At 73.9% G+C, this 18,856-nt stretch carries 19 protein-coding genes; 6 read left to right on the top strand and 13 right to left on the bottom strand.

The window, feature by feature from the left end:
• The first annotated feature begins 57 nt into the window (after positions 1-57).
• From RM572_RS20855 to RM572_RS20845, 3 genes are all read left to right on the top strand, one after another.
• On the top strand, positions 58-801 hold the full coding sequence (locus RM572_RS20855) for a maleylpyruvate isomerase family mycothiol-dependent enzyme (RefSeq protein ID WP_311674892.1): 744 nt from the start codon (positions 58-60) through the stop codon (positions 799-801).
• Between the two features lie 55 nt (positions 802-856).
• Positions 857-1,324, top strand: a complete 468-nt coding sequence (locus tag RM572_RS20850; protein WP_311674891.1) for a DUF4442 domain-containing protein — start codon at positions 857-859, stop codon at positions 1,322-1,324.
• A gap of 62 nt (positions 1,325-1,386) precedes the next feature.
• On the top strand, positions 1,387-1,704 hold the full coding sequence (locus RM572_RS20845; RefSeq protein WP_311674890.1) for a DUF6332 family protein: 318 nt from the start codon (positions 1,387-1,389) through the stop codon (positions 1,702-1,704).
• On the opposite strand, the gene RM572_RS20840 is transcribed toward RM572_RS20845, so the two are convergent.
• The 3 genes from RM572_RS20840 to RM572_RS20830 all read right to left on the bottom strand — a co-directional run bounded on the left by RM572_RS20840 (position 1,665) and on the right by RM572_RS20830 (position 4,991).
• The gene (locus RM572_RS20840) at positions 1,665-2,330 is read right to left on the bottom strand and encodes a response regulator (RefSeq protein WP_136181442.1); all 666 of its coding nucleotides are present in this window, start codon (positions 2,328-2,330) and stop codon (positions 1,665-1,667) included. The two genes, RM572_RS20845 and RM572_RS20840, sit on opposite strands and share 40 nt — an antisense overlap.
• Positions 2,327-3,577 carry a sensor histidine kinase gene (locus tag RM572_RS20835; protein WP_311674889.1) on the bottom strand — a complete coding sequence of 417 codons (1,251 nt, stop codon included), beginning with the start codon at positions 3,575-3,577 and terminating at the stop codon, positions 2,327-2,329. The genes RM572_RS20840 and RM572_RS20835 overlap by 4 nt, the downstream gene beginning before the upstream one ends.
• 112 nt (positions 3,578-3,689) lie before the next feature.
• Positions 3,690-4,991 (bottom strand): geranylgeranyl reductase family protein, encoded by a 1,302-nt coding sequence (locus tag RM572_RS20830; RefSeq protein ID WP_311674888.1) that lies wholly within the window; start codon positions 4,989-4,991, stop codon positions 3,690-3,692.
• A 164-nt stretch (positions 4,992-5,155) separates the two neighbouring features.
• Between RM572_RS20830 and RM572_RS20825 the strand changes: the two genes are divergently transcribed.
• Positions 5,156-6,520 (top strand): dipeptidase, encoded by a 1,365-nt coding sequence (locus RM572_RS20825; RefSeq protein WP_311674887.1) that lies wholly within the window; start codon positions 5,156-5,158, stop codon positions 6,518-6,520.
• Between the two features lie 78 nt (positions 6,521-6,598).
• Here the strand turns inward: RM572_RS20825 and RM572_RS20820 are convergent, their stop codons facing one another.
• The 3 genes from RM572_RS20820 to RM572_RS20810 form a co-directional block, all read right to left on the bottom strand.
• A complete protein-coding gene (locus RM572_RS20820; RefSeq protein WP_311674886.1) occupies positions 6,599-7,321 on the bottom strand; it encodes a class F sortase in 723 nt (240 codons plus the stop codon).
• A gap of 174 nt (positions 7,322-7,495) precedes the next feature.
• Complete coding sequence (locus tag RM572_RS20815; protein ID WP_311674885.1) at positions 7,496-8,518, bottom strand: NUDIX hydrolase; 1,023 nt, start codon at positions 8,516-8,518, stop codon at positions 7,496-7,498.
• A gap of 145 nt (positions 8,519-8,663) precedes the next feature.
• Complete coding sequence (locus RM572_RS20810) at positions 8,664-9,605, bottom strand: ROK family protein (RefSeq protein ID WP_311674884.1); 942 nt, start codon at positions 9,603-9,605, stop codon at positions 8,664-8,666.
• 233 nt (positions 9,606-9,838) lie between these two features.
• On the opposite strand from RM572_RS20810, the gene RM572_RS20805 reads away from it, so the two are divergent.
• Positions 9,839-10,828 carry a LacI family DNA-binding transcriptional regulator gene (locus RM572_RS20805; RefSeq protein ID WP_311674937.1) on the top strand — a complete coding sequence of 330 codons (990 nt, stop codon included), beginning with the start codon at positions 9,839-9,841 and terminating at the stop codon, positions 10,826-10,828.
• A 50-nt stretch (positions 10,829-10,878) separates the two neighbouring features.
• Here the strand turns inward: RM572_RS20805 and RM572_RS20800 are convergent, their stop codons facing one another.
• The 4 genes from RM572_RS20800 to RM572_RS20785 form a co-directional block, all read right to left on the bottom strand.
• Complete coding sequence (locus RM572_RS20800; protein ID WP_311674883.1) at positions 10,879-12,168, bottom strand: DUF6986 family protein; 1,290 nt, start codon at positions 12,166-12,168, stop codon at positions 10,879-10,881.
• Positions 12,169-12,377: 209 nt separating this feature from the next.
• Positions 12,378-13,340, bottom strand: a complete 963-nt coding sequence (locus RM572_RS20795; RefSeq protein ID WP_136181449.1) for an electron transfer flavoprotein subunit alpha/FixB family protein — start codon at positions 13,338-13,340, stop codon at positions 12,378-12,380.
• A gap of 66 nt (positions 13,341-13,406) precedes the next feature.
• On the bottom strand, positions 13,407-14,192 hold the full coding sequence (locus tag RM572_RS20790) for an electron transfer flavoprotein subunit beta/FixA family protein (RefSeq protein WP_311674882.1): 786 nt from the start codon (positions 14,190-14,192) through the stop codon (positions 13,407-13,409).
• Between the two features lie 256 nt (positions 14,193-14,448).
• On the bottom strand, positions 14,449-14,766 hold the full coding sequence (locus RM572_RS20785) for a TlpA family protein disulfide reductase (protein WP_311674881.1): 318 nt from the start codon (positions 14,764-14,766) through the stop codon (positions 14,449-14,451).
• A 178-nt stretch (positions 14,767-14,944) separates the two neighbouring features.
• Here RM572_RS20785 and RM572_RS20780 point away from each other — a divergent pair, with 178 nt between their 5' ends.
• Positions 14,945-15,664 (top strand): lysophospholipid acyltransferase family protein, encoded by a 720-nt coding sequence (locus tag RM572_RS20780; RefSeq protein ID WP_311674880.1) that lies wholly within the window; start codon positions 14,945-14,947, stop codon positions 15,662-15,664.
• Between the two features lie 33 nt (positions 15,665-15,697).
• Here the strand turns inward: RM572_RS20780 and mycP are convergent, their stop codons facing one another.
• From mycP to RM572_RS20765, 3 genes are all read right to left on the bottom strand, one after another.
• Positions 15,698-17,002 (bottom strand): type VII secretion-associated serine protease mycosin, encoded by a 1,305-nt coding sequence (gene mycP, locus RM572_RS20775; protein WP_311674879.1) that lies wholly within the window; start codon positions 17,000-17,002, stop codon positions 15,698-15,700.
• Positions 17,003-17,097: 95 nt separating this feature from the next.
• On the bottom strand, positions 17,098-18,495 hold the full coding sequence (locus RM572_RS20770) for a hypothetical protein (RefSeq protein WP_311674878.1): 1,398 nt from the start codon (positions 18,493-18,495) through the stop codon (positions 17,098-17,100).
• A 40-nt stretch (positions 18,496-18,535) separates the two neighbouring features.
• Positions 18,536-18,856, bottom strand: a complete 321-nt coding sequence (locus RM572_RS20765) for a hypothetical protein (protein ID WP_027764668.1) — start codon at positions 18,854-18,856, stop codon at positions 18,536-18,538.

Below are 18,856 nucleotides of genomic sequence, written 5' to 3'. Positions count from 1 at the left end.
GCACCGAACCGCCGTGCCGTGCGCGTCGCCGGCGGAGCGGACGGGCAGAATCGGGGCATGGAGACCGCCGCGTACATCGACACGCTCGAGAGCGAGGGCGCCGCCCTGCTCGCCGCCGCCGAGCGCGCCGGCCCGGACGCCGAGGTGCCGTCGTGCCCCGGCTGGCGGGTGCGCGACCTGCTGCTGCACACCGGCAACGTGCACCGCTGGGCGGGCGGTTACGTCGCCGAAGCACGTGCCGAACCGCGCCCGATCGACGAGGAGAGCGTCACGGACGCCGAACTGGCCGCGTGGTTCCGGGACGGGCACCGGCGGCTCACCGGCTGCCTGCGGGAGGCACGCGAAGACCTGGAGTGCTGGTCGTTCCTCGACGGCTCCCCCTCCGCCCGGGCGTTCTGGGCGCGCCGGCAGGCCCACGAGACCTGCGTCCACCGGGTGGACGCCGAACTGGCCGCGGGCGCCGAACTCGGCCCGGTGACAGCGGAGTTCGCCGCAGACGGCATCGACGAGCTGCTGACCGGCTTCCACACCCGGCCCCGCAGCCGGGTGCGCAGCGAACGGCCGGTGACGCTCGCGGTCCGCGCGTCCGACCTGCCGGGGGGCGCGTGGACCGTACGAATGTCGCAGCTGCCGCCTGTGGTGGAGCGCGGCGCGGACGGGGAGACCGACTGCCGGCTGAGCGGGCCCGCGGCCACGCTCTACCTCGCCCTGTGGAACCGGCTGCCGTACGGCGACGGGGTGCGCATCGAGGGTGACGCCTCCGTGGCCACGCTGTGGCAGCAGACCTCGGCGATCGGCTGACCGGGCGGACACCCCGGCGAGCTACCCGCCAGTAACTTCGTGGTAGCGTCGGAGCATGCAGAAGATCCTGTCCAGCCCGCGCGGTCTGCGCCGGGCGCTGGCCTGGTGGCCGCCGTACCGCGGTGCGGGCATCAGGGTGCTGGAGATCGCCGACGACTGGAGCACCGCCCTGGTGCGGCTCCGGCTGGGCAGGCTCAACCGCAACTACTTCGGCACCCACTTCGGCGGGTCGCTGTACTCGATGAGCGACCCGTTCTTCGCGCTGCTCGCCGTGCACCGGCTGGGCCGGGACTACATCGTGTGGGACAAGGCCGCCGAGATCGAGTACGTCTCCCCCGGCCGCGGCGACGTCTTCGCGCGCTTCACCGTCACCGAGGACCGGCTGGAGGAGATCCGCAAAGCGACCGCGGACGGCGACAAGGCCCTGCCCTGGTTCGAGGCCGAGATCACGGCCGGTGACGGAACGGTGGTGGCGCGGGTGCGCAAGCAGCTGTACGTGCGGCGCAAGCAGCCCCGTTCCTGACCGGGCCCTTCCGGTGGAGCGGGGACATGCCGCGGCGCGGCGCCGGGTGGCACAATGCCCCCATGGAGGCGGAGCAGCAGGCAGGAAGGGCCCGGCGGGCGGACGGCCGCGGGCCGCGTCCGCGGGCCGAACGTGAGGCCGCGGCGGTGGAGATCGTCTTCGCGCTGCTCAGTGGAGGTCTGCTGGCCGGGCTGGTGTTCCTGGCGGTGGCGTCACCGACGCTGTTCGACGGCGCCTCCGACGGCTGGCTGCGGACGGCGCAGTGGCTGGGTTCGTGGGTCTTCATCCTCCGCGTGGTGTGGGTGCTGGTGAAGTGGCACGAGCGCCGGGAGGCGGCTCCTCAGCCGAGCCAGCCCGGCCGGACCAATCCCGACTCGTAGGCCAGCACCACCAGTTGGGCCCGGTCCCGGGCACCCAGCTTCACCATGGCCCGGCTGACGTGGGTCTTCGCCGTGAGCGGTGAGACGACCAGGCGCCGGGCGATCTCCTCGTTGGACAACCCCAGCCCGACCAGGGTCATGACCTCGCGTTCCCGCTCGGTCAGCCCGGCGAGCGCGGTGGCGGCGTCCGGCTCCTTGGACCGGGCGGCGAACTCGGCGATCAGCCGGCGGGTGACCCCGGGGGAGAGCAGGGCGTCTCCCTGCACCGCGGCGTGCACGGCGCGGACGAGTTCGTCCGGTTCGGTGTCCTTGACCAGGAAGCCGGAGGCGCCGGCGCGGATCGCCTCGAAGACGTACTCGTCGAGTTCGAAGGTGGTGAGCATGACGACCTTCACCGCGCCCAGCGCCGGGTCCCCGGTGATGCGGCGAGTGGCGGCGAGGCCGTCGAGCACGGGCATGCGGATGTCCATCAGCACCAGATCGGGGGCGAGTTCCCGCACCCGGGCCAGCGCCTCCTGGCCGTCGGCCGCCTCCCCCGCTACCTCCAGGCCGGGCTGCGCGTCGAGCAGGGCGCGGAAGCCCGCCCGCACCAGCGACTGGTCGTCGGCGAGCAGGACGCGGATCACGGTGTCTCCTCTCGTGGCCCGGTGCGGTGCGCCGCCGGGCCCGTGGGCAGTACGGCGCGCACCCGGAAGCCGCCGTCCGGGCGGGGACCGGCCTCGATGCGGCCGCCGAGCACGGCTGCCCGCTCCCGCATCCCGGCCAGGCCGTTGCCTCCCGAGGTGCCGCCGTCCGGCCCGTCCGCGCCGGACGGCGGACCGTCGTCGTCGACGGTGATCTCCAGCGTTCCCGGCCGGCGGGCGAGTCGCACCCGGGCGGTGCGCGCGGCGGAATGCCGCACGACGTTGGTCAGCGCCTCCTGGACGATGCGGAAGGCCGCCAGATCCGCCCCGGGCGGCAGCGGCGCCGCGTCGCCCACCGTTTCGGTGGTGACCCGCAGTCCGGCTCCCGCCGCGTGCTCGGCCAGTTCGGGCAGGCGTTCCAGCCCGGGGGCCGGCGCACGCGGTGCGGCGCCCGGGGTACGCAGGGTGTCGAGCACCTGGCGCACCTCGCCCAGCGCCTCCTTGCTGGCGGACTTGATGGTGGTGAGCGCGCTGCGGGCCTGTTCGGGATCGGAGTCCAGGAGGGCGAGACCCACTCCGGCCTGCACGTTGATCACGGAGATGCTGTGGGCGAGGACGTCGTGCAGTTCGCGGGCGATCCGCAGCCGTTCCGCGTCGGCACGGCGCTGCTCGGCACGTGCGCGCTCCTCCCGCTCCCGCGCCCACTGCTCCCGGCGCACCCGCGCCAGTTCGGCGACCGGCACGACCACGGCGAGCCAGGCGCCGACCACGAGCGCCTGGAGCAGCGGGGTGCCGGAGTCACCCTCGGGCGGCAGCCACGGGTGGAGCCAGAGCCCGGCGGCGAGGTGTCCGGCCCACAGCGTGCCGAGGGCCGTCCACGCGGCGACCCGGTGCCCGGAGACCACGGCGGAGAACGCGGCGACGACGACGCTGAGGAACACCGGGCCGTACGGATAGCCGGCCGCGAGGTAGACCAGGCAGACGCCCGCCACCGCGCACACCGTGAAACGCGGCAGGCGGAGGCGGAGCAGCAGCAGCGCGGGCCCGGCGAGCAGCAGCAGCCGGGCGAGGAGGTCCAGCGGCTCCCGCCCGGTCTGGCCCTCGGCCGCGAAGTGCGCACCGGCCATCGTGAAGACGGCCAGGAACAGGGCGGAACGCCACGGGATGCGGGCGTCGGGACGGGCCGGCTCCGGCGGGCGCCGCCAGGGCGGGCCGCCGCGGGGGCGGTGCCGCAGGAGGGCTCGGTGCATGTCCGCCACGCTAGCGCCGGCGGCCCCCGCCCGGCGTCCGCCGCTCGCGGTGCCCTCGGCTGCTCCCCCGGGAGTACGCGGTCCCCGGCGCGGGGCCGCCCGGTGGTCCCGGTCAGTCCTTTCGGTCCGCGGGTCCGGCGGGGTCCGCGGCTCCGGCGGGGTCCGCGGCTCCGGGTCCGGCAGGTTCCGGGGCCGGGGCGGGGCGGTCCATGGCGTCCAGGGCGCGGCGTGCGACCGGATGGGTGCGGACGATCTCGGTCAGCGAGGTCGCGCCGCGGGTGATGCGGGCGAAAGCCGTCCAGGCGGGCCGGAAGCCGGTGAGCGCCGCGTGCAGCAGACCGGGGCGACGGGCGAAGACCGTGAACATCCGGCGGCCGATGCTCATCTCGACGCCGAGACCGGCCTTCACCGCGAACGTGTAATTGAGCGCCTGCCGCCGGGTGTCCACGGCGTCGTGTGCCTCCGCGATACGCACCGCCCACTCGCCCGCCAGGCGGCCGGACCGGAGCGCGAAGGAGATGCCTTCGCGCGTCCAGGGTTCCAGCAGGCCGGCGGCGTCGCCGCACACCAGCACCCGGCCGCGGGACAGCGGCGAGTCGTCGGTGCGGCAGCGCGTCAGGTGACCGGAGGAGATGCTGGGTTCGAAACCCGCCAGGCCGAGGCGGCCGATGAAGTCGTCCAGGTACCGCTTGGTGGCGGCGCCCTCACCGCGCGCGGAGATGACGCCGACGGTGAGGGTGTCGCCCTTGGGGAACACCCAGCCGTAACTGCCCGGCAGCGGGCCCCAGTCGATGAGGACCCGGCCGGCCCAGTCCTCGGCGACGCTGTCCGGCACCGGGATCTCCGCCTCCAGGCCCAGGTCGACCTGGTCGAGCTTCACACCGACGTGGGCGCCTATCCGGCCCGCGCTGCCGTCCGCGCCGACCACGGCCCGGGCGAGCACGGGCTCCTCCTCGCCCGCGAGCACCACGGCGACCGTCCGCCGGTCCGGGACGAGCGGTCCGTGCTGCTCGACGCGGGAGACGGACGCCCCGGTGCGCAGCAGGGCGCCGGCGTCCACCGCCGACTCCACCAGCGCGTGGTCGAACTCGGGGCGGTTGAGCAGGCCGAACAGCATCCGGCGGGAACGGCGGGTGCGGGTGAGGCGGCCGTTCAGCGAGAAGGTGACGGCGTGCACCCGGTCGCGCAGCGGCAGTTCGAAACCGGGCGGCAGCGCGTCGCGGGAGAGGCCCACGATGCCGCCGCCGCAGGTCTTGTAGCGCGGCAGTTCGGACTTCTCCAGCAGCAGGACCCGGCGTCCGGCGACGGCGGCGGCGTACGCGGCGGAGGCACCCGCGGGACCCGCACCGACCACGACGACGTCCCACACGGTCCGCTCCGTCTCGCTGTCCCCGGCTCCGTTCTCGCTGCTCACGCTGCTCAGGCTCCCGTTCTCTTCACGTCTGCGCGGTGTCGCGACCGCATCCTACGGCGCCCGGCCCGCCGGCCGGACTGTGGGAGGATCGGCCGCGACCCGCCGCCCACGTGTGCCTCCTCCGCACACCCGTGCCCAACGTCGCCCCCACAAGGAGCGTTCCCATGCCGCAGAGCCCCCTCGCCGCCACCGTCGCGTCGCTGATGCCGCGCGCCAGGGAGGAGCTCGCCGAGCTGGTGGCCTTCCCGTCGGTCGCCGATCCCGAGCAGTTCCCGCGCAGCGGGTGCGAGGCGGCGGCCGTCTGGGTGGCGGACGCGCTCCGCGCCGAGGGCTTCGAGGACGTGGCGCTGCTGGACACCCCCGACGGCACGCAGTCGGTGTACGGGCACCTGCCCGGCCCCGAGGGCGCGCCGACCGTGCTGCTCTACGCGCACTACGACGTGCAGCCGCCGCTGGACCCGGACGGCTGGGACTCCCCGCCGTTCGAACTCACCGAACGGGAGGACGGCCGCTGGTACGGGCGGGGCGCCGCCGACTGCAAGGGCGGCCTGGTCATGCACCTGACGGCGCTGCGGGCGCTGAAGGAGGACGGCGGCGTCCCGGTGGGCGTCAAGGTCGTCGTGGAGGGCTCGGAGGAACAGGGCACCGGAGGGCTGGAGCGCTACGCCGAGGCGCACCCGGAGCTGCTGGCCGCGGACACGGTCGTGATCGGCGACACCGGCAACTTCCGGGCCGGGCTGCCGACCGTGACCGCCTCGCTGCGCGGCATGGCGATGGTGCGGGTGCAGGTCGACACCCTCGCCGGCAACCTGCACTCCGGTCAGTTCGGCGGGGCGGCGCCGGACGCGCTGGCGGCGCTGATCCGCCTGCTGGACTCGCTGCGCGGCGAGGACGGCTCGACCACGGTCGACGGGATGGACGCCTCGGCCGCCTGGGACGGCCTCGCATACCCCGAGGAGGACTTCCGGCGCGACGCCCGGGTACTCGACGGCGTCGGGCTGATCGGCTCCGGCACCGTCGCGGACCGGCTCTGGGCACGCCCGGCGGTGACCGTACTGGGCATCGACTGCCCGCCGGTGGTCGGCGCCACGGGGTCGGTGCAGGCGTCCGCGCGGGCGCTGGTGAGCCTGCGCGTACCGCCGGGCACGGACGCCGCGAAGGCGGCCGAACTGCTGGTCCTTCACCTGGAGGCGCACGTGCCGTGGGGCGCGCGGGTGTCGGTGGAGCAGGTCGGCCGGGGGCAGCCGTTCGCGGCCGACACCTCCAGCCCGGCGTACACGGCGATGGCCGCGGCGATGCGGGAGGCGTACGACGGCGTGGAGATGGCGACGGCCGGCCAGGGCGGGTCGATCCCGCTGTGCAGCACCCTCGCCTCGCTCTACCCGGAGGCCGAGATCCTGCTGATCGGGCTGAGCGAGCCGGAGGCGCAGATCCACGCCGTGAACGAGAGTGTGTGCCCGCAGGAGCTCCGCGCGCTGGCGCTGGCCGAGGCGCTGTTCCTGCGGCGGTACGCCGCCGCCTGCGGCTGACCGGCCCGGCGGGAGGGCCGGCCGCCGCGATGCGGTGGCAGGGACGCGCAGGCGGAGGCGGGCGCGGATGACGCGACGTCACCGGACGCCGGTCAGGCGGGCGTAGGCGACGACATTGCCCTGGTAGCCGGTCTCCTCGGCGTAGCCGCCGCCGCAGGTGATGACGCGCAGCTCGGCCCGCCCGGTGTCGCGGTAGACCCGGTCGCCGGGGAACGCCTCCTTCCGGTGCAGCTCGACCGCGTACACGGTGAACACGGCGGTGCGGCCGTCCTTCCGCGCCACGCGGACCTCGGATCCGCGCTGCACGGCGCCGAGCCGGAAGAAGACGGCCGGTCCGGACGCGTTGTCGACGTGGCCGACGACGACGGCGGTGCCGCGTTCGCCGGGCGTGGCGGCGCCCTCGTACCAGCCGGCGAGGTTCTCCGCCTGCGGCGGCGGCACCTCCAGCAGGCCCTCCGGGCCCAGGCCCACGGGGGTCACGGGGGCGTCCACGCCGGCGGCGGGGATGACCACCCGCCGGGGAGGCGAGGCGGCGATCGGGGCGCGCACCGGCGGGAGCCGGCGGGCACCGTCCCCCGTCCGGTGGTCCGGGGACGGCTCACCGGGAGGGGTGGCCGCGGACCGGGCCGCCGCGGGGTCCGGCTGCGGCGGGCGGGGCGGCGCGTCGGTCCCGGTGCGGATCAGGGTCAGGCCGATCACCAGGGCGAACGCGGCGGCCCCGACCGCGGCCCGGCCGCCGCGGGGCAGCAGGTCCTGCGCCTGCCGCAGCAGTTCGCGGAACGGGGAGCGGTCGTCGTCCATGCGCGCGGTGCACCGTCCTGGCTCGGGGCGGCCGTCACCGTCACGCTAGGGCGGGCGCCCGCCGCCCGCGAGCGGTACGCGTCCGTACCGCGTACGCCGGAGGCGCCCCCGAAGGCCCGAGGACGCCGAGGACCCCGAAAGACGGTGCCCGCCCTGCGCGGCGGCTCCGCGACCTCACACGCCGACGGGCACGCCGCCCTCCAGGTTGAGCGTGGTGCCGCGCTCCCGGGCGCGCAGCGCCCAGGTCAGGCGACGGTGCCGGACGGGCGGCAGCAGTCCGGCCGCTTCGGACTCGGTGGCGAAGCGCCAGCCGCGCAGCTCGGCGGCGGGGAGCAGCACCTCGGCGGCGCGGGGCGCGGGGAGCAGCCCGCCGTCGAAGAGCAGCCGGAGGCCGCCGAAGCCGGGCGGCTTGGGCTGCTCCCAGTCGACGAGCAGCAGCCGCGGTACGGCGGCGAGTTCGATGCCGAGTTCCTCCGCGACCTCCCGCATGCCGGCCCGGGCGGGCGGTTCGCCGTGCTCGACGATCCCGCCGGGGAACTCCCAGCCGGGCTTGTAGGTGGGGTCGACGAGCAGGACCCGGTCGTCCTCGTCGAAGAGCAGCACCCCGGCGGCGAGCGTCTCGGCCGACGGCTCCGGCGTCTGCACGATGCCCGGCAGGCCGGCGCCCTTGCCGACCGCCTCCGCGACCAGCGCGGCGATGTCCGCGGGCGTCCGTCCGGCGGTGTCCACGGTGTGCGCGTCAGCCGTCAGCCAGGGCAGCGCCGCCTCGTACGCGGCCCATTGACCCGGCCACCGTGTGGACGACGCGCCGGACTGTTCCGCCTCCGGTGCGCGGCTCGCGGCACGGGCCCGCAGCGTGGTCCCGTCGCAGTGCAGCAGCACGTGGCAGACCGGTATGCGGCGGGCGGCGAGCGCCCCGAATATCTCGTCGCGGTGGTCCTGCCGCAGCAGCGACACCGGGGTGATCAGCGGGCCGGGCACCTCGGTGAGGAGTGCGGCGGCGCCGTCCGCCAGGAGGCGGCGCCAGGAACGGAGTTCGCGCACGTCGTCGGCCGCCCGGTCCGGGGGCAGCATGCTGCGCAGGCCCGGGCCGAGCAGTTCGGGGTCGTAGAGCGTGCTCCCGGGAAGCAGGTCGAGCAGTTCGTGCGCCGTGGTGGTCTTGCCCGCGCCGGACGCGCCGTTCAACCAGACGATCACAGATCCCCCTCTTCCTCGCCCCCCGTTCTCGACCTCCCTACGGTGCCCGCTCCACCCCGTGCGGGAAACGCACCGGCGCACCTCCGGCGCCCGGCGCGGGAGCCCGCACGCCCTCGTACCGGTCGGCCTGAGGGGCCCCGGCGGCTCAGCCGTCCTGGCGCAGCAGGGTGCGGGAGGCCGCGGCGGCGCCGATCAGGCCGGCGTCGGTGCCGGTGGCCGCGGGCACGACGGTCAGCCCTCGCACGAAGGACAGCGTGGCGAAGTCCTCCAGCGCCGTTCGCAGCGGCGCGAACAGCGCCTCTCCGGCCCCGGCGACGCCTCCGCCGATCACCGCGACCTCGATCTCGACCAGCGCCGCGGTCGCGGAGATCGCGGCCGCCAGCGCGCGGGCCGCCCGGGTGTAGGCGGCGGTGGCGACGGGGTCGCCCTCCCGGGCGGCGGCGGCCACGCCGGCGGCGCCCGCGTCCTGACCGGGCCGGGGCCGCCATCCCCCCGCGTGGGCGTGCCGGGCGATGGCGGTGCCGCTGGCCAGGCGCTCCACGCAGCCGCGGGCGCCGCACGGACAGGACTCGCCGTCGAGCGCGACGCTGATGTGGCCGATGTGACCGGCGTTGCCGGTGGGGCCCGGGTGGAGGCGGCCGTCGAGGACCAGGCCGCCGCCCACACCGGTCGACACCACCAGGCAGAGGGCGGAGCGGTGCCCGCGGGCGGCGCCCACCAGGTGCTCGGCCGCGGTCATCGCCACGCCGTCACCGACGAGGGTGACCGGCAGCGTCCCGGTGGACCGCCGCACGCCGTCGACCAGCGGGTGGTCCCGCCAGCCGGGGATGTTGACCGGGCTGACGGTGCCGTTGCGGGCGTCGACCGGCCCGGCACTGCCGATGCCCACGGCGTCCACCCGGGGCCACAGAGGGCTCGCGGCGAGGTGGTCGAGGACCTCGCTCACCGCCGCCATCACCCGCTCGCCGCTCTCCTGTGCGGGGGTGGGGCGCAGCACGCGGGCGAACAGCGCGCCGTCGCCGTCCACGAGAGCGCCGGCGATCTTGGTGCCGCCGATGTCCAGGGCGGCGACGAGGTCGTGGTGCATGGCGGTGCGTGTCTCCGGAGGTGAGCGGGCGGGCGGGTCGGCGCTCCAGTATGACAACGTTGTCCAGTTCCGTGCACGGCCCGGAGTATGCTGCTCCCGCATCTGCGCGCCCGTGTCGTCGGCGCGTGACGACGACACGACTAGGACGGGATGCCGTGGCCGAGCCGACCCCGCCGCACTCCCGTCCGGGCCCCTCCCGTCCGGCCGCCGTACGCCCCGCCGGGCGGCCGACGATGAAGGACGTGGCCGCGCACGCCCGGGTCGGCCTGAAGACGGTCTCGCGGGTGGTCAACGGCGAGGAGGGCGTGGCACCGGACACCCGGCTGCGGGTATGCGCGTCCATCGACGCGCTCGGCTTCCGCCGCAACGACGGGGCGCGCCTGCTGCGCCAGGGCCGCACCGCGAGCATCGGCGTGGTGCTGGAAGACCTCGCCGACCCGTTCTACGCGCCGCTCGTCCGGGCCGTGGAGGAGGAGGCCCGCGCCCACGGGGCTCTGCTGATCAACGGCTCCAGCGCCGAGGACCCCGAACGCGAGCGGGAGCTGGTACTGGCCCTGTGCGCGCGGCGGGTGGACGGCCTGGTGGTGGTGCCGGCGGGCGACGACCACCGGTATCTGCGGCCCGAGATGGACGCCGGCGTGGCCACCGTCTTCGTGGACCGCTCCCCCGGCCTGCTGGACGCCGACGTGGTGCTCAGCGACAACGCCGGCGGCGCGCGCGAGGGCACCGCCCACCTCATCGCGCACGGGCACCGGCGCATCGCTTTCCTGGGCGACCGGCCGGACATCCAGACGGCCGCCGAGCGGCTGCGCGGCTACCGCGCCGCCATGGCGGACGCCGGCCTGCCGGTCGACCCGGCGTGGGTCTCCCTGGGCCCCACGGAGCCCGCACGGGTACGCGCGGAGGCGGAGCGCATCCTGACCGGTCACGCGCCGGTGACCGCGTTCCTCGCCGGCAACAACCGGGTGACGGTGTCACTGGTCCGGGTCCTGGCGGGACGGCCGCGCCCGACGGCGCTGGTGGGCTTCGACGACTTCGAGCTCGCCGACCTGCTGTCGCCGCCGGTGACGGTGGTGGCACAGGACCCCGCGCTGCTCGGCGGCACCGCCGCCGGGATGCTGTTCCGGCGGCTGGCCGGAGCCGCGGGCGCACCGCGGCGGGTGACGCTGCCCACCCGTCTGCTGGCCCGCGGCTCGGGTGAACTCCCGCCCGCGCAGGGGTAGTACGCGGCCCCGCCCGTCCGTCGTCCGGCGGCCGGAGAGTTGGCCGGAGGTCACCGGGCCGCGGGCCGTCCGGCGAGAGCGTCGAGGTCGGCGCGGGTCATCCCGGTCAGCTTGGCGACCTCGGCCGAGTCGAGCGCTCCGCAGTCCAGCCCGCGCAGCAGGTGGCCGCTGAGCGCGCGTGCCGTCGCGGGCTCGTCCATCACGTCCCCGGCGGTGCGGGCGGCGTAGGCGGCGAGGCGGGCGGCGGCCTGCTCCATGCCCTCGCGGTAGAAGGCGTACACGGCGGCGTAGCGGGTCGGCAGGTGGCCGGGGTGCATGTCCCAGCCCTGATAGTAGGCGCGGGCCAGGGAGCGGCGGACGAGGTCGTGGTGGAGCCGCCAGGCGTCGTGCACGCGGGCGGTGGCGCCGACCGGGAGGACGTTGGTGGAGCCGTCGCTGAGTCGTACGCCGGTGCCGGCGGCGGCGACCTGCATGACGGCCTTGGCATGGTCGGCCACCGGGTGGTCCAGCGCCTGGTGGGCCGCGCCGACGCCGCAGGCGGCGCTGTAGTCGAAGGTGCCGTAGTGGAGCGAGGTGCAGCGTCCGGCGGCGGCGTCGATCATGCGGGCGACCGTGGCGGTGCCGTCGGGCCCGAGGACGGACTGGGTGGTCTCGATCTGGATCTCGAAGCCCAGGCGTCCGGACGGCAGCGCGTGCGCGCGCTCGAACTCCTCCAGCAGCCGCACCATGGCGGAGACCTGCTGCGGATAGGTGACCTTGGGGAGGGTGAGCACCAGCTGCCCGGGGAGACCGCCGGCTTCGGCGAGGCCGGTGAGGAAGACGTCGAGGGTGCGGATGCCGCGGTCGCGGACGGCCGCCTCCAGGCACTTCATCCTGATGCCGAGGTGCACGGGCGCGGTGCCGGGCGCCGCGTCGCGGCAGATCGTGGCGACGGTGCGGGCCGCCCGGGCGGCGGCGGCGTCCTCCTCGTCGTCGGGCCGGGGGCCGTAGCCGTCCTCGAAGTCGATGCGCAGGTCTTCGACGGGCTGGTGGGCGAGCTTGGCGCGCACCCGCCGGTGGACCGGTTCGGCCAGTGCGTCGGGGAGCCCGAGCACGGCGGCGAACGCCTGGGCGTCCGGGGCGTGTGCGTCGAGGAGTTCGAGGGCCTGGTCGCCCCAGGAGCGCGGAGTGCCCTCGTCGACGGCGTCCCCGGGGACGTAGACGGTGTGGACGGGCTGGCGGGTCCCCGGGTCGCCGGGGTAGCGGCGCGCCAGTTCGGCGTCGACTCCGGCGAGCGCCGTGGCCGCGTCCCGGGTGGTCGATGCTGCGAACGTGGTCGCCACCGGCTGGTCCTGCGCCATCTGTGCCGCCGCCCTTCTCTCCCGGGAGACCGGAAGCAAGCCGTTTCTCAACAAAACGTTGAAGTTCTGCTGGGACGCTAACCGCCCGCACCCGCCCGGTCAAGCGCCGTCCGCGGCGGTGACACGCGACCGGCCCCGTACGCCCGGCCGTGGAGGCGGGGCGTACGGGGCCCGGTGCGGCGACGGCGGGAGACCCGGCCGGGGCGGCGTCAGCCCTTGCGGGCCTTCACCTGCTCGGTGAGCTGCGGCAGCACCTGGAACAGGTCGCCGACGACGCCGTAGTCGACCAGCTCGAAGATCGGCGCCTCGGAATCCTTGTTGATCGCGACGATGGTCTTCGAGGTCTGCATGCCGGCGCGGTGCTGGATGGCCCCGGAGATGCCGGCCGCGACGTACAGCTGCGGCGACACGGACTTGCCCGTCTGGCCGACCTGGTTGGAGTGCGGGTACCAGCCCGCGTCCACGGCGGCACGGGAGGCACCGACCGCGGCGCCGAGGGAGTCCGCGAGCTCCTCGATGACGTGGAAGTTCTCCGCGCCGTTGACGCCACGTCCGCCGGAGACCACGATCGCGGCCTCGGTCAGCTCGGGACGCCCGGTCGCCTCGCGCGCGTTCCGCGAGGTCACGCGGGTGCCCTGGGCCAGTTCGCCGAACGAGACGTCCAGCTGCTCGACCGTACCGGCCGCCGAGGCGGCCTCCGGTGCGGCGGAGTTGGGCTTGACGGTGACGACCGGGGTGCCGCGGGTGATGCGGGACTTGGTGGTGTAGCCGGCGGCGAAGACCGACTGGGTGGCCACCGGGCCCTCGTCACCGGCCTCCAGGTCGACGGCGTCGGTGATCAGGCCGGAGCCGATGCGGACGGCCAGGCGGGCGGCGATCTCCTTGCCGTCGGCAGAGGAGGGCACCAGCACCGCGGCCGGCGAGACGGCGTCGTAGGCGGCCTGGAGGGCGTCGACCTTCGGGACGACCAGGTAGTCGGCGAACTCGGGGGCGTCGGCGGCGAGCACCTTCACCGCACCGTACTCACCGAGGGTCTTCGCGGCGTCTTCGGCACCGGGGCCCAGGTGCACGGCGACCGGGTCACCGATGCGGCGGGCGAGGGTCAGCAGTTCGAGCGTCGGCTTGCGGACGGCACCGTCCACGTGGTCGACGTAGACAAGGACTTCAGCCATGGTTTCGTTTCTCCTGCGGAAAATCGTGACGGGGCGTGCGGGCGGGGGCGGAGACGGCCGGAGCCGTCAGATGAACTTCTTCCCCGCGAGGAACTCGGCGAGCTGCTTGCCGCCCTCGCCCCCGTCCTCGACCACGGTGCCGGCGGTGCGCGGCGGACGCTCGGTGGCGTCGGTGACCTTGGTCCAGGCGCCCTCGAGGCCGACGTCGTCCGCGTCGATGTCCAGGTCGTCCAGGTCCAGGGACTCCACGGGCTTCTTCTTCGCCGCCATGATGCCCTTGAAGGACGGGTAACGCGCTTCGCCGGACAGGTCCGTCACCGAGACCACGGCCGGCAGGGACGCCTCGAGGTGCTCGGTGGCGGCGTCGCCGTCGCGCCGACCGGTGACCTTGCCGTCGGAGACCGCGACCTCGGACAGCAGCGTCACCTGCGGCACGCCCAGGCGCTCGGCGAGCATCGCGGGCAGCACGCCCATCGTGCCGTCGGTGGAGGCCATGCCGCAGATCACCAGGTCGTAGCCGGTCTTCTCCACCGCCTTGGCGAGAACGAGCGAGGTGCCCAGCGCATCCGTGCCGTGCAGGTCGTCGTCCTCGACGTGGACGGCCTTGTCGGCACCCATCGACAGCGCCTTGCGCAGCGCGTCGTTGGCGTCCTCCGGGCCGACGGTCAGCACGGTGACCTCGGCGTCGTCGGCGTCCTCGGAGATCTGGAGGGCCTGCTCGACGGCGTACTCGTCGAGCTCCGACAGCAGGCCGTCGACCGATTCGCGGTCGGTCGTCAGGTCCTCGTTGAAGTGCCGGTCGCCGGTGGCGTCGGGCACGTACTTCACACAGACAACGATCCTCAGGCTCACGCCGGCTCTCCTACTGCATCGTCTCTACGCGCTCGTCGTGTACGCGTTCCGGCCGGTCGGGCCGGTCTGCACGACAGCTTAGTACGCGTTAACGGGCGTTGTTACTCGTCAGTACATCCGTCACGTACCCCGCTGGCAAGGATGTCGAACTGTGACCTTCCCAACGTGGGCCGGGAAGGGGCCAGCGGGCCACACGGCCACTCAATCACGCGCCGCCCCACGACGCTCACCGCACCGCCCGGACGCGCTCCGGCCGTCACGGCAGCGCCCTTCCCAGGGCACCGATGACGTCCGCCTTGCGCGGCTGTCCCGTCGCCCGGCGCACGACGCGGCCACGGGCGTCGAGCACCAGCACGGTCGGCGTCCCGGTGATCTCCAGCCTCCGCACCAGTTCCAGCCGGTCCTCCGCGTCGATCTCGACGTGTGCGACGCCGTCCACCATGGCCGACACCTCGCCGAGGATGCGGCGGGTGGCGCGGCAGGGCTGGCAGAAGGCGGTGGAGAACTGCACGAGCGTCGCCCGTGCGCCCAGCCGGTCCACGCCGAGCGCGGCGGCCGTCAGTGCGTCGTTCATGACTCCCAGGATGCACCGGCGGCGGGTGACGAGTCTCTCGCCCCCCGCCGGGACGGGCCGGTGGTCTACGGTGCGGCGATCGGGCACGATGCGCGGAGGCCGGAAGTTACGTCCCCGTAGGTACTCCGGATTTCATACACCGTCGCGGATGTCACACCGCGACGAGAAGGGCCCCCGCATGCCAGAGCTCGTCTACCCGCCCGTCATCGGCATAGCCAGAAGCTTCTTCAAGGCGGTCGATCTGCGCTTCGACATAGGCGGCACCGAACACGTGCCCCGGAGCGGCGGCGCGGTGCTGGTCAGCAACCACATCGGGTACCTGGACTTCGTGTTCACGGGCCTGGCCGCCCTTCCCGCGAAGCGGCTCGTGCGCTTCATGGCCAAGGAGTCCGTCTTCCGGCACAAGGTCTCCGGCCCGCTGATGCGCGCGATGAAGCACATCCCGGTGGACCGCGCGCAGGGCGAGCACGCCTACGGGCACGCGCTGCGAGCGCTGCGCGACGGGGAGATCATCGGCGTCTTCCCGGAGGCCACCATCTCCCAGTCCTTCACCCTGAAGAACTTCAAGTCCGGTGCGGCCCGGCTGGCGCAGGAAGCCGGCGTGCCGCTGCTCCCCATGGCGCTGTGGGGGACGCAGCGGCTGTGGACCAAGGGGCACAAGCGGGACTTCGGCCGCAACCACTTCCCGATCAGCATCCGGGTCGGCGAGCCCCTGGCGGCCAAGCCCGGGGAGGTCGCGTCGGCGCTGACCGAGCGCCTGCGCGGGCGGGTCGGCGAACTGCTGGAGGCCGCGCAGCGGGCGTACCCGGGCACCCCGCGCGACGCGGAGGACACCTGGTGGCTCCCCGCGCACCTGGGCGGCACGGCACCGCCGCCGCCCCAGCCGCACGGCGCGTAGCGCCTGCGGCGGGCCGGGCCGCCGGGGCCCCGGTTACCGGGGCGGCGGCTGCGGCGGCGGTGCCGGGTGACCCTGGGGCGGCGGCGTGCCGTACGACGTGTACTGCGGCGGCTGCTGCCCATAGGGCTGCTGCGGGTACGGGTACGGGTGTCCCGGCCCCGGCGGGCCCGGGAACCCGCCCGGGCCTCCCGGCCCGCCGGGCCGGTTCCGCTTGCGGCGGCGCCGCACCACCAGCCAGACGACGAGGGCGATCACCAGCAGACCGACGGCCCCGATGACCGACCACGCGATGATCGCCTTCCGGTCGGCCTGCTTCTGCATCTCCGCCGACTCGGCGAGGCGTTCCTTCTGCTCCTGGGCTTCCTTGGTCGCCTCCGGAATCCGGAGCGGCCCGTACTCCGAGCCCTTCGGGATGTCCTCGGTGAGCGCCGCGAGCGGCCTGATCACGCCGTACCCGTACTGCGGGTGGGGCACCTGTGCCCCCTCGACCGACGCCGGCAACTCGGCCGTCTCGGTCAGCCGGTTCACGATCTGCCCGGCCGTCAGGTCGGGGAACTTGTCACGCACGAGTGCGGCCGCTGCGGACGTGTAGGCCGCGGCTGCGGACGTTCCGTCGACGATACCGTAGCCATTGGGGTCACTCGTCCCGCCTGCGACCACGACATCCTCTGCAGGCGCGCTCAACAGGGTCTGATCGCCGCTGCTCGATTCCGTCCAGAAGGCGCCGTCCTCGTCGGTACCACTGACTGCCACCACGCCCGCATAGGCGGCTGGGTATCCGACTTCACCTCCGTCGTTGCCAGTGGCACCGACCACGACAACGTCGTTCTTCAGCGCATAGGCGATGGCCTCGGACTCTTCCTGGGGAGCCAGGGGGCGATCCTGCTTCTGCGAAATATTGATGACTGACGCACCCTGGTCGACCGCGTAGCGAATGGACTCCGCGTAGCCGATGGTGTCGTCGAAACCCTGGTCTCGGATGGGGAGGATCTTCGCTTCAGGCGCCAGACCCATCACTCCCTCGGTGTCCCCACGGCCATGGCCGTGACCGGCGATGATCGATGCGATGCCGGTGCCATGGGAGTCGCCGTCCTGGTGAGCTGGTGAGCCTCCGTCGATGAAGTCCTTCCCGTCCAGGATGCGGCCTTCGAGGTCAGGGTGCGCGACATTGATCCCGTCGTCGATCACGGCAACGACCTGTCCAGCGCCCCTCGACTCCTTCCACAGACGCGCCGCTTCGAGGGTCGTGAGCGGCCACTGCGCTTGTCTCACTTCGTCAGCGGCGGCGTGGGAGGCCGGCATCACCCCCAGAGCAGCGACCAACGCCGATACGCTCATGACACGCAGCTTTCGCCTGATGCCCATCCGTCGAGTCCTCATTTCAGCGGGGTGGTACGGCTGCGGACGCACGGCCTCAGTCTGCCGTCGCGCTGTCAGTCGATCGTGGGCGGGGCTACGTTCCTGCGCCTCGGCATCCAAGTCTCCTCGTCCTCGACGAGATAGTCGGGACGCTGCCCCTCACTCTCTCGCTCGTCCCGGCGCCGGTTGCTGCCGATCGGAGCGCCGCCACGCATGGCACCCATCTCGTTCCGCCCGCGCTGTCCGGCCTGAGTACCGCCCCGACTTGAGTGCAGGCCCTGTCCGCCCTGCCTACCGGCGGCGTTCCCCGGCTTCGGTGTGTCGAGCTTCCCGCCACGCTCCCGAGCCAGAGGGCCACGTCCGGTGCTGCCCGACGTCGCTCGGCCACCGGGCCCAGAACCCGCTCCCGCGCCACCGCGGCCGGCTGATGTCCCTGCACCAGCACTACTCGTTCCGCCGGCTGGGACTCCACGATTTCCTGAGGCTCGTCCCACAAGGCCGGGACCTCCTGGGACTCCCCCCGCCGGTCCCCCTGCTGGGCCTGCGGCAGGAGCGCCACGGCCGCCCGCACTCGCCGGCGTTCCGCCATTCCCCGGGGTCGTGGTCGTGCCGCCAGCGACGGTGTCGAGTCTCGTGCCGGAAGTCGGCAGTCCCTGAGAGATGTTCGGCGTGCCGGTCTTGGGCGTACCGACGTTCGCGGCCGGGGCAGAGGTCCTGCCTTCGCGGCCAGGTACAGCCGAAGGCCCCCCGATATCGGGCGTCACGATGATGGGCACGGGGGCCACCCCTCCAGGATCGCCGGGGAACTCCTCCTTGTCGTATGCATCCGGCTTCCGCTTGTCCCATGAGCCCATGGTCCTGGCCTGGGAGGAGTACGTCAGTGCCAGCGTCTCCATGAGGGCGGCGGTCTTCAGCTGCTCCTCGCGGCCTGCCGAGAGGTCGTCGTGGTGGTTGTCCAGGGCGCGCTGGGCGCCCTCGTTGCCCTGGATCTCGCCGCGCCACTTGGTGTCGTCGCGGGTGAGGCCGTCGCCGATCGCGTTGAGCGCGCTGTCGACGTCGCCGGGCACCTCGATCGCGTCGACCTTCGGCTTGACGTCGTTCAGCCGTTCGCCCGCGTTGCGCATGGCGATCGAGGTGTGGCTGGCGTACTTGGCGCAGTCGGCGATCTGCCGGCTGATCTTCTGGGCCTTCTTGGCGAACTCGTCCGCGGACTCGCCCTCCCAGTGCTCCAGGATGTGCTTGACGGCCTTGTCGAAGCCGCCCTTGACGCTGTCTCCGCCGCCCACCAGGTGGTCGTGGAGGTGCTTCCACGCGTCGGCGACGCCGAGCACCGTTCCCGGTTTGGCGTCGGCCAGCATCGCCTTCATCGAGTCGATGGTCTCGCCCGTCGCGAACGGAGTCTTCACCTCGCCGGTGAAGCACATGTTCGCCTGCTCGTACTCGAAGCCGAACTGTCCGCCCTGGTCGCTCATCTACGCCCTCGCCCCCGATCGTTCTTGGCTGCCAGGCCGCTCACGCCTGGCCGTTGTCCATGCCGTGCTTGGCGTCGTACTCGGCGTTCTGGTAGTTGCCGTGCGCCTTCTTGGTGTTGGTGCCGAAATCGGCGATGACGTCGTTGATGACGCGCACGATCTCCTCGATGTGCGTCTTCATCTCGCCGTGTGCACCGGTGAGGTCGCGTGCCTCCTGGAAGCCGCCGCCGCCCAGGGCGCCGTCGGGCAGGAAGGTGTTGTACTTGCTCTTCGTCACCGATTCGCCCATGGCGGAGGTGACCCGGCCGAGCTTGCGCACGGTCTCCTCGAGCTCGCTGAGGTCGACCCGCATCTCACCCAT

The sequence above is a fragment of the Streptomyces hazeniae genome (genome assembly GCF_031845485.1).
GTDB classification, from domain to species: domain Bacteria; phylum Actinomycetota; class Actinomycetes; order Streptomycetales; family Streptomycetaceae; genus Streptomyces; species Streptomyces hazeniae.
This window is presented reverse-complemented; position numbering and strand designations above follow the sequence as displayed.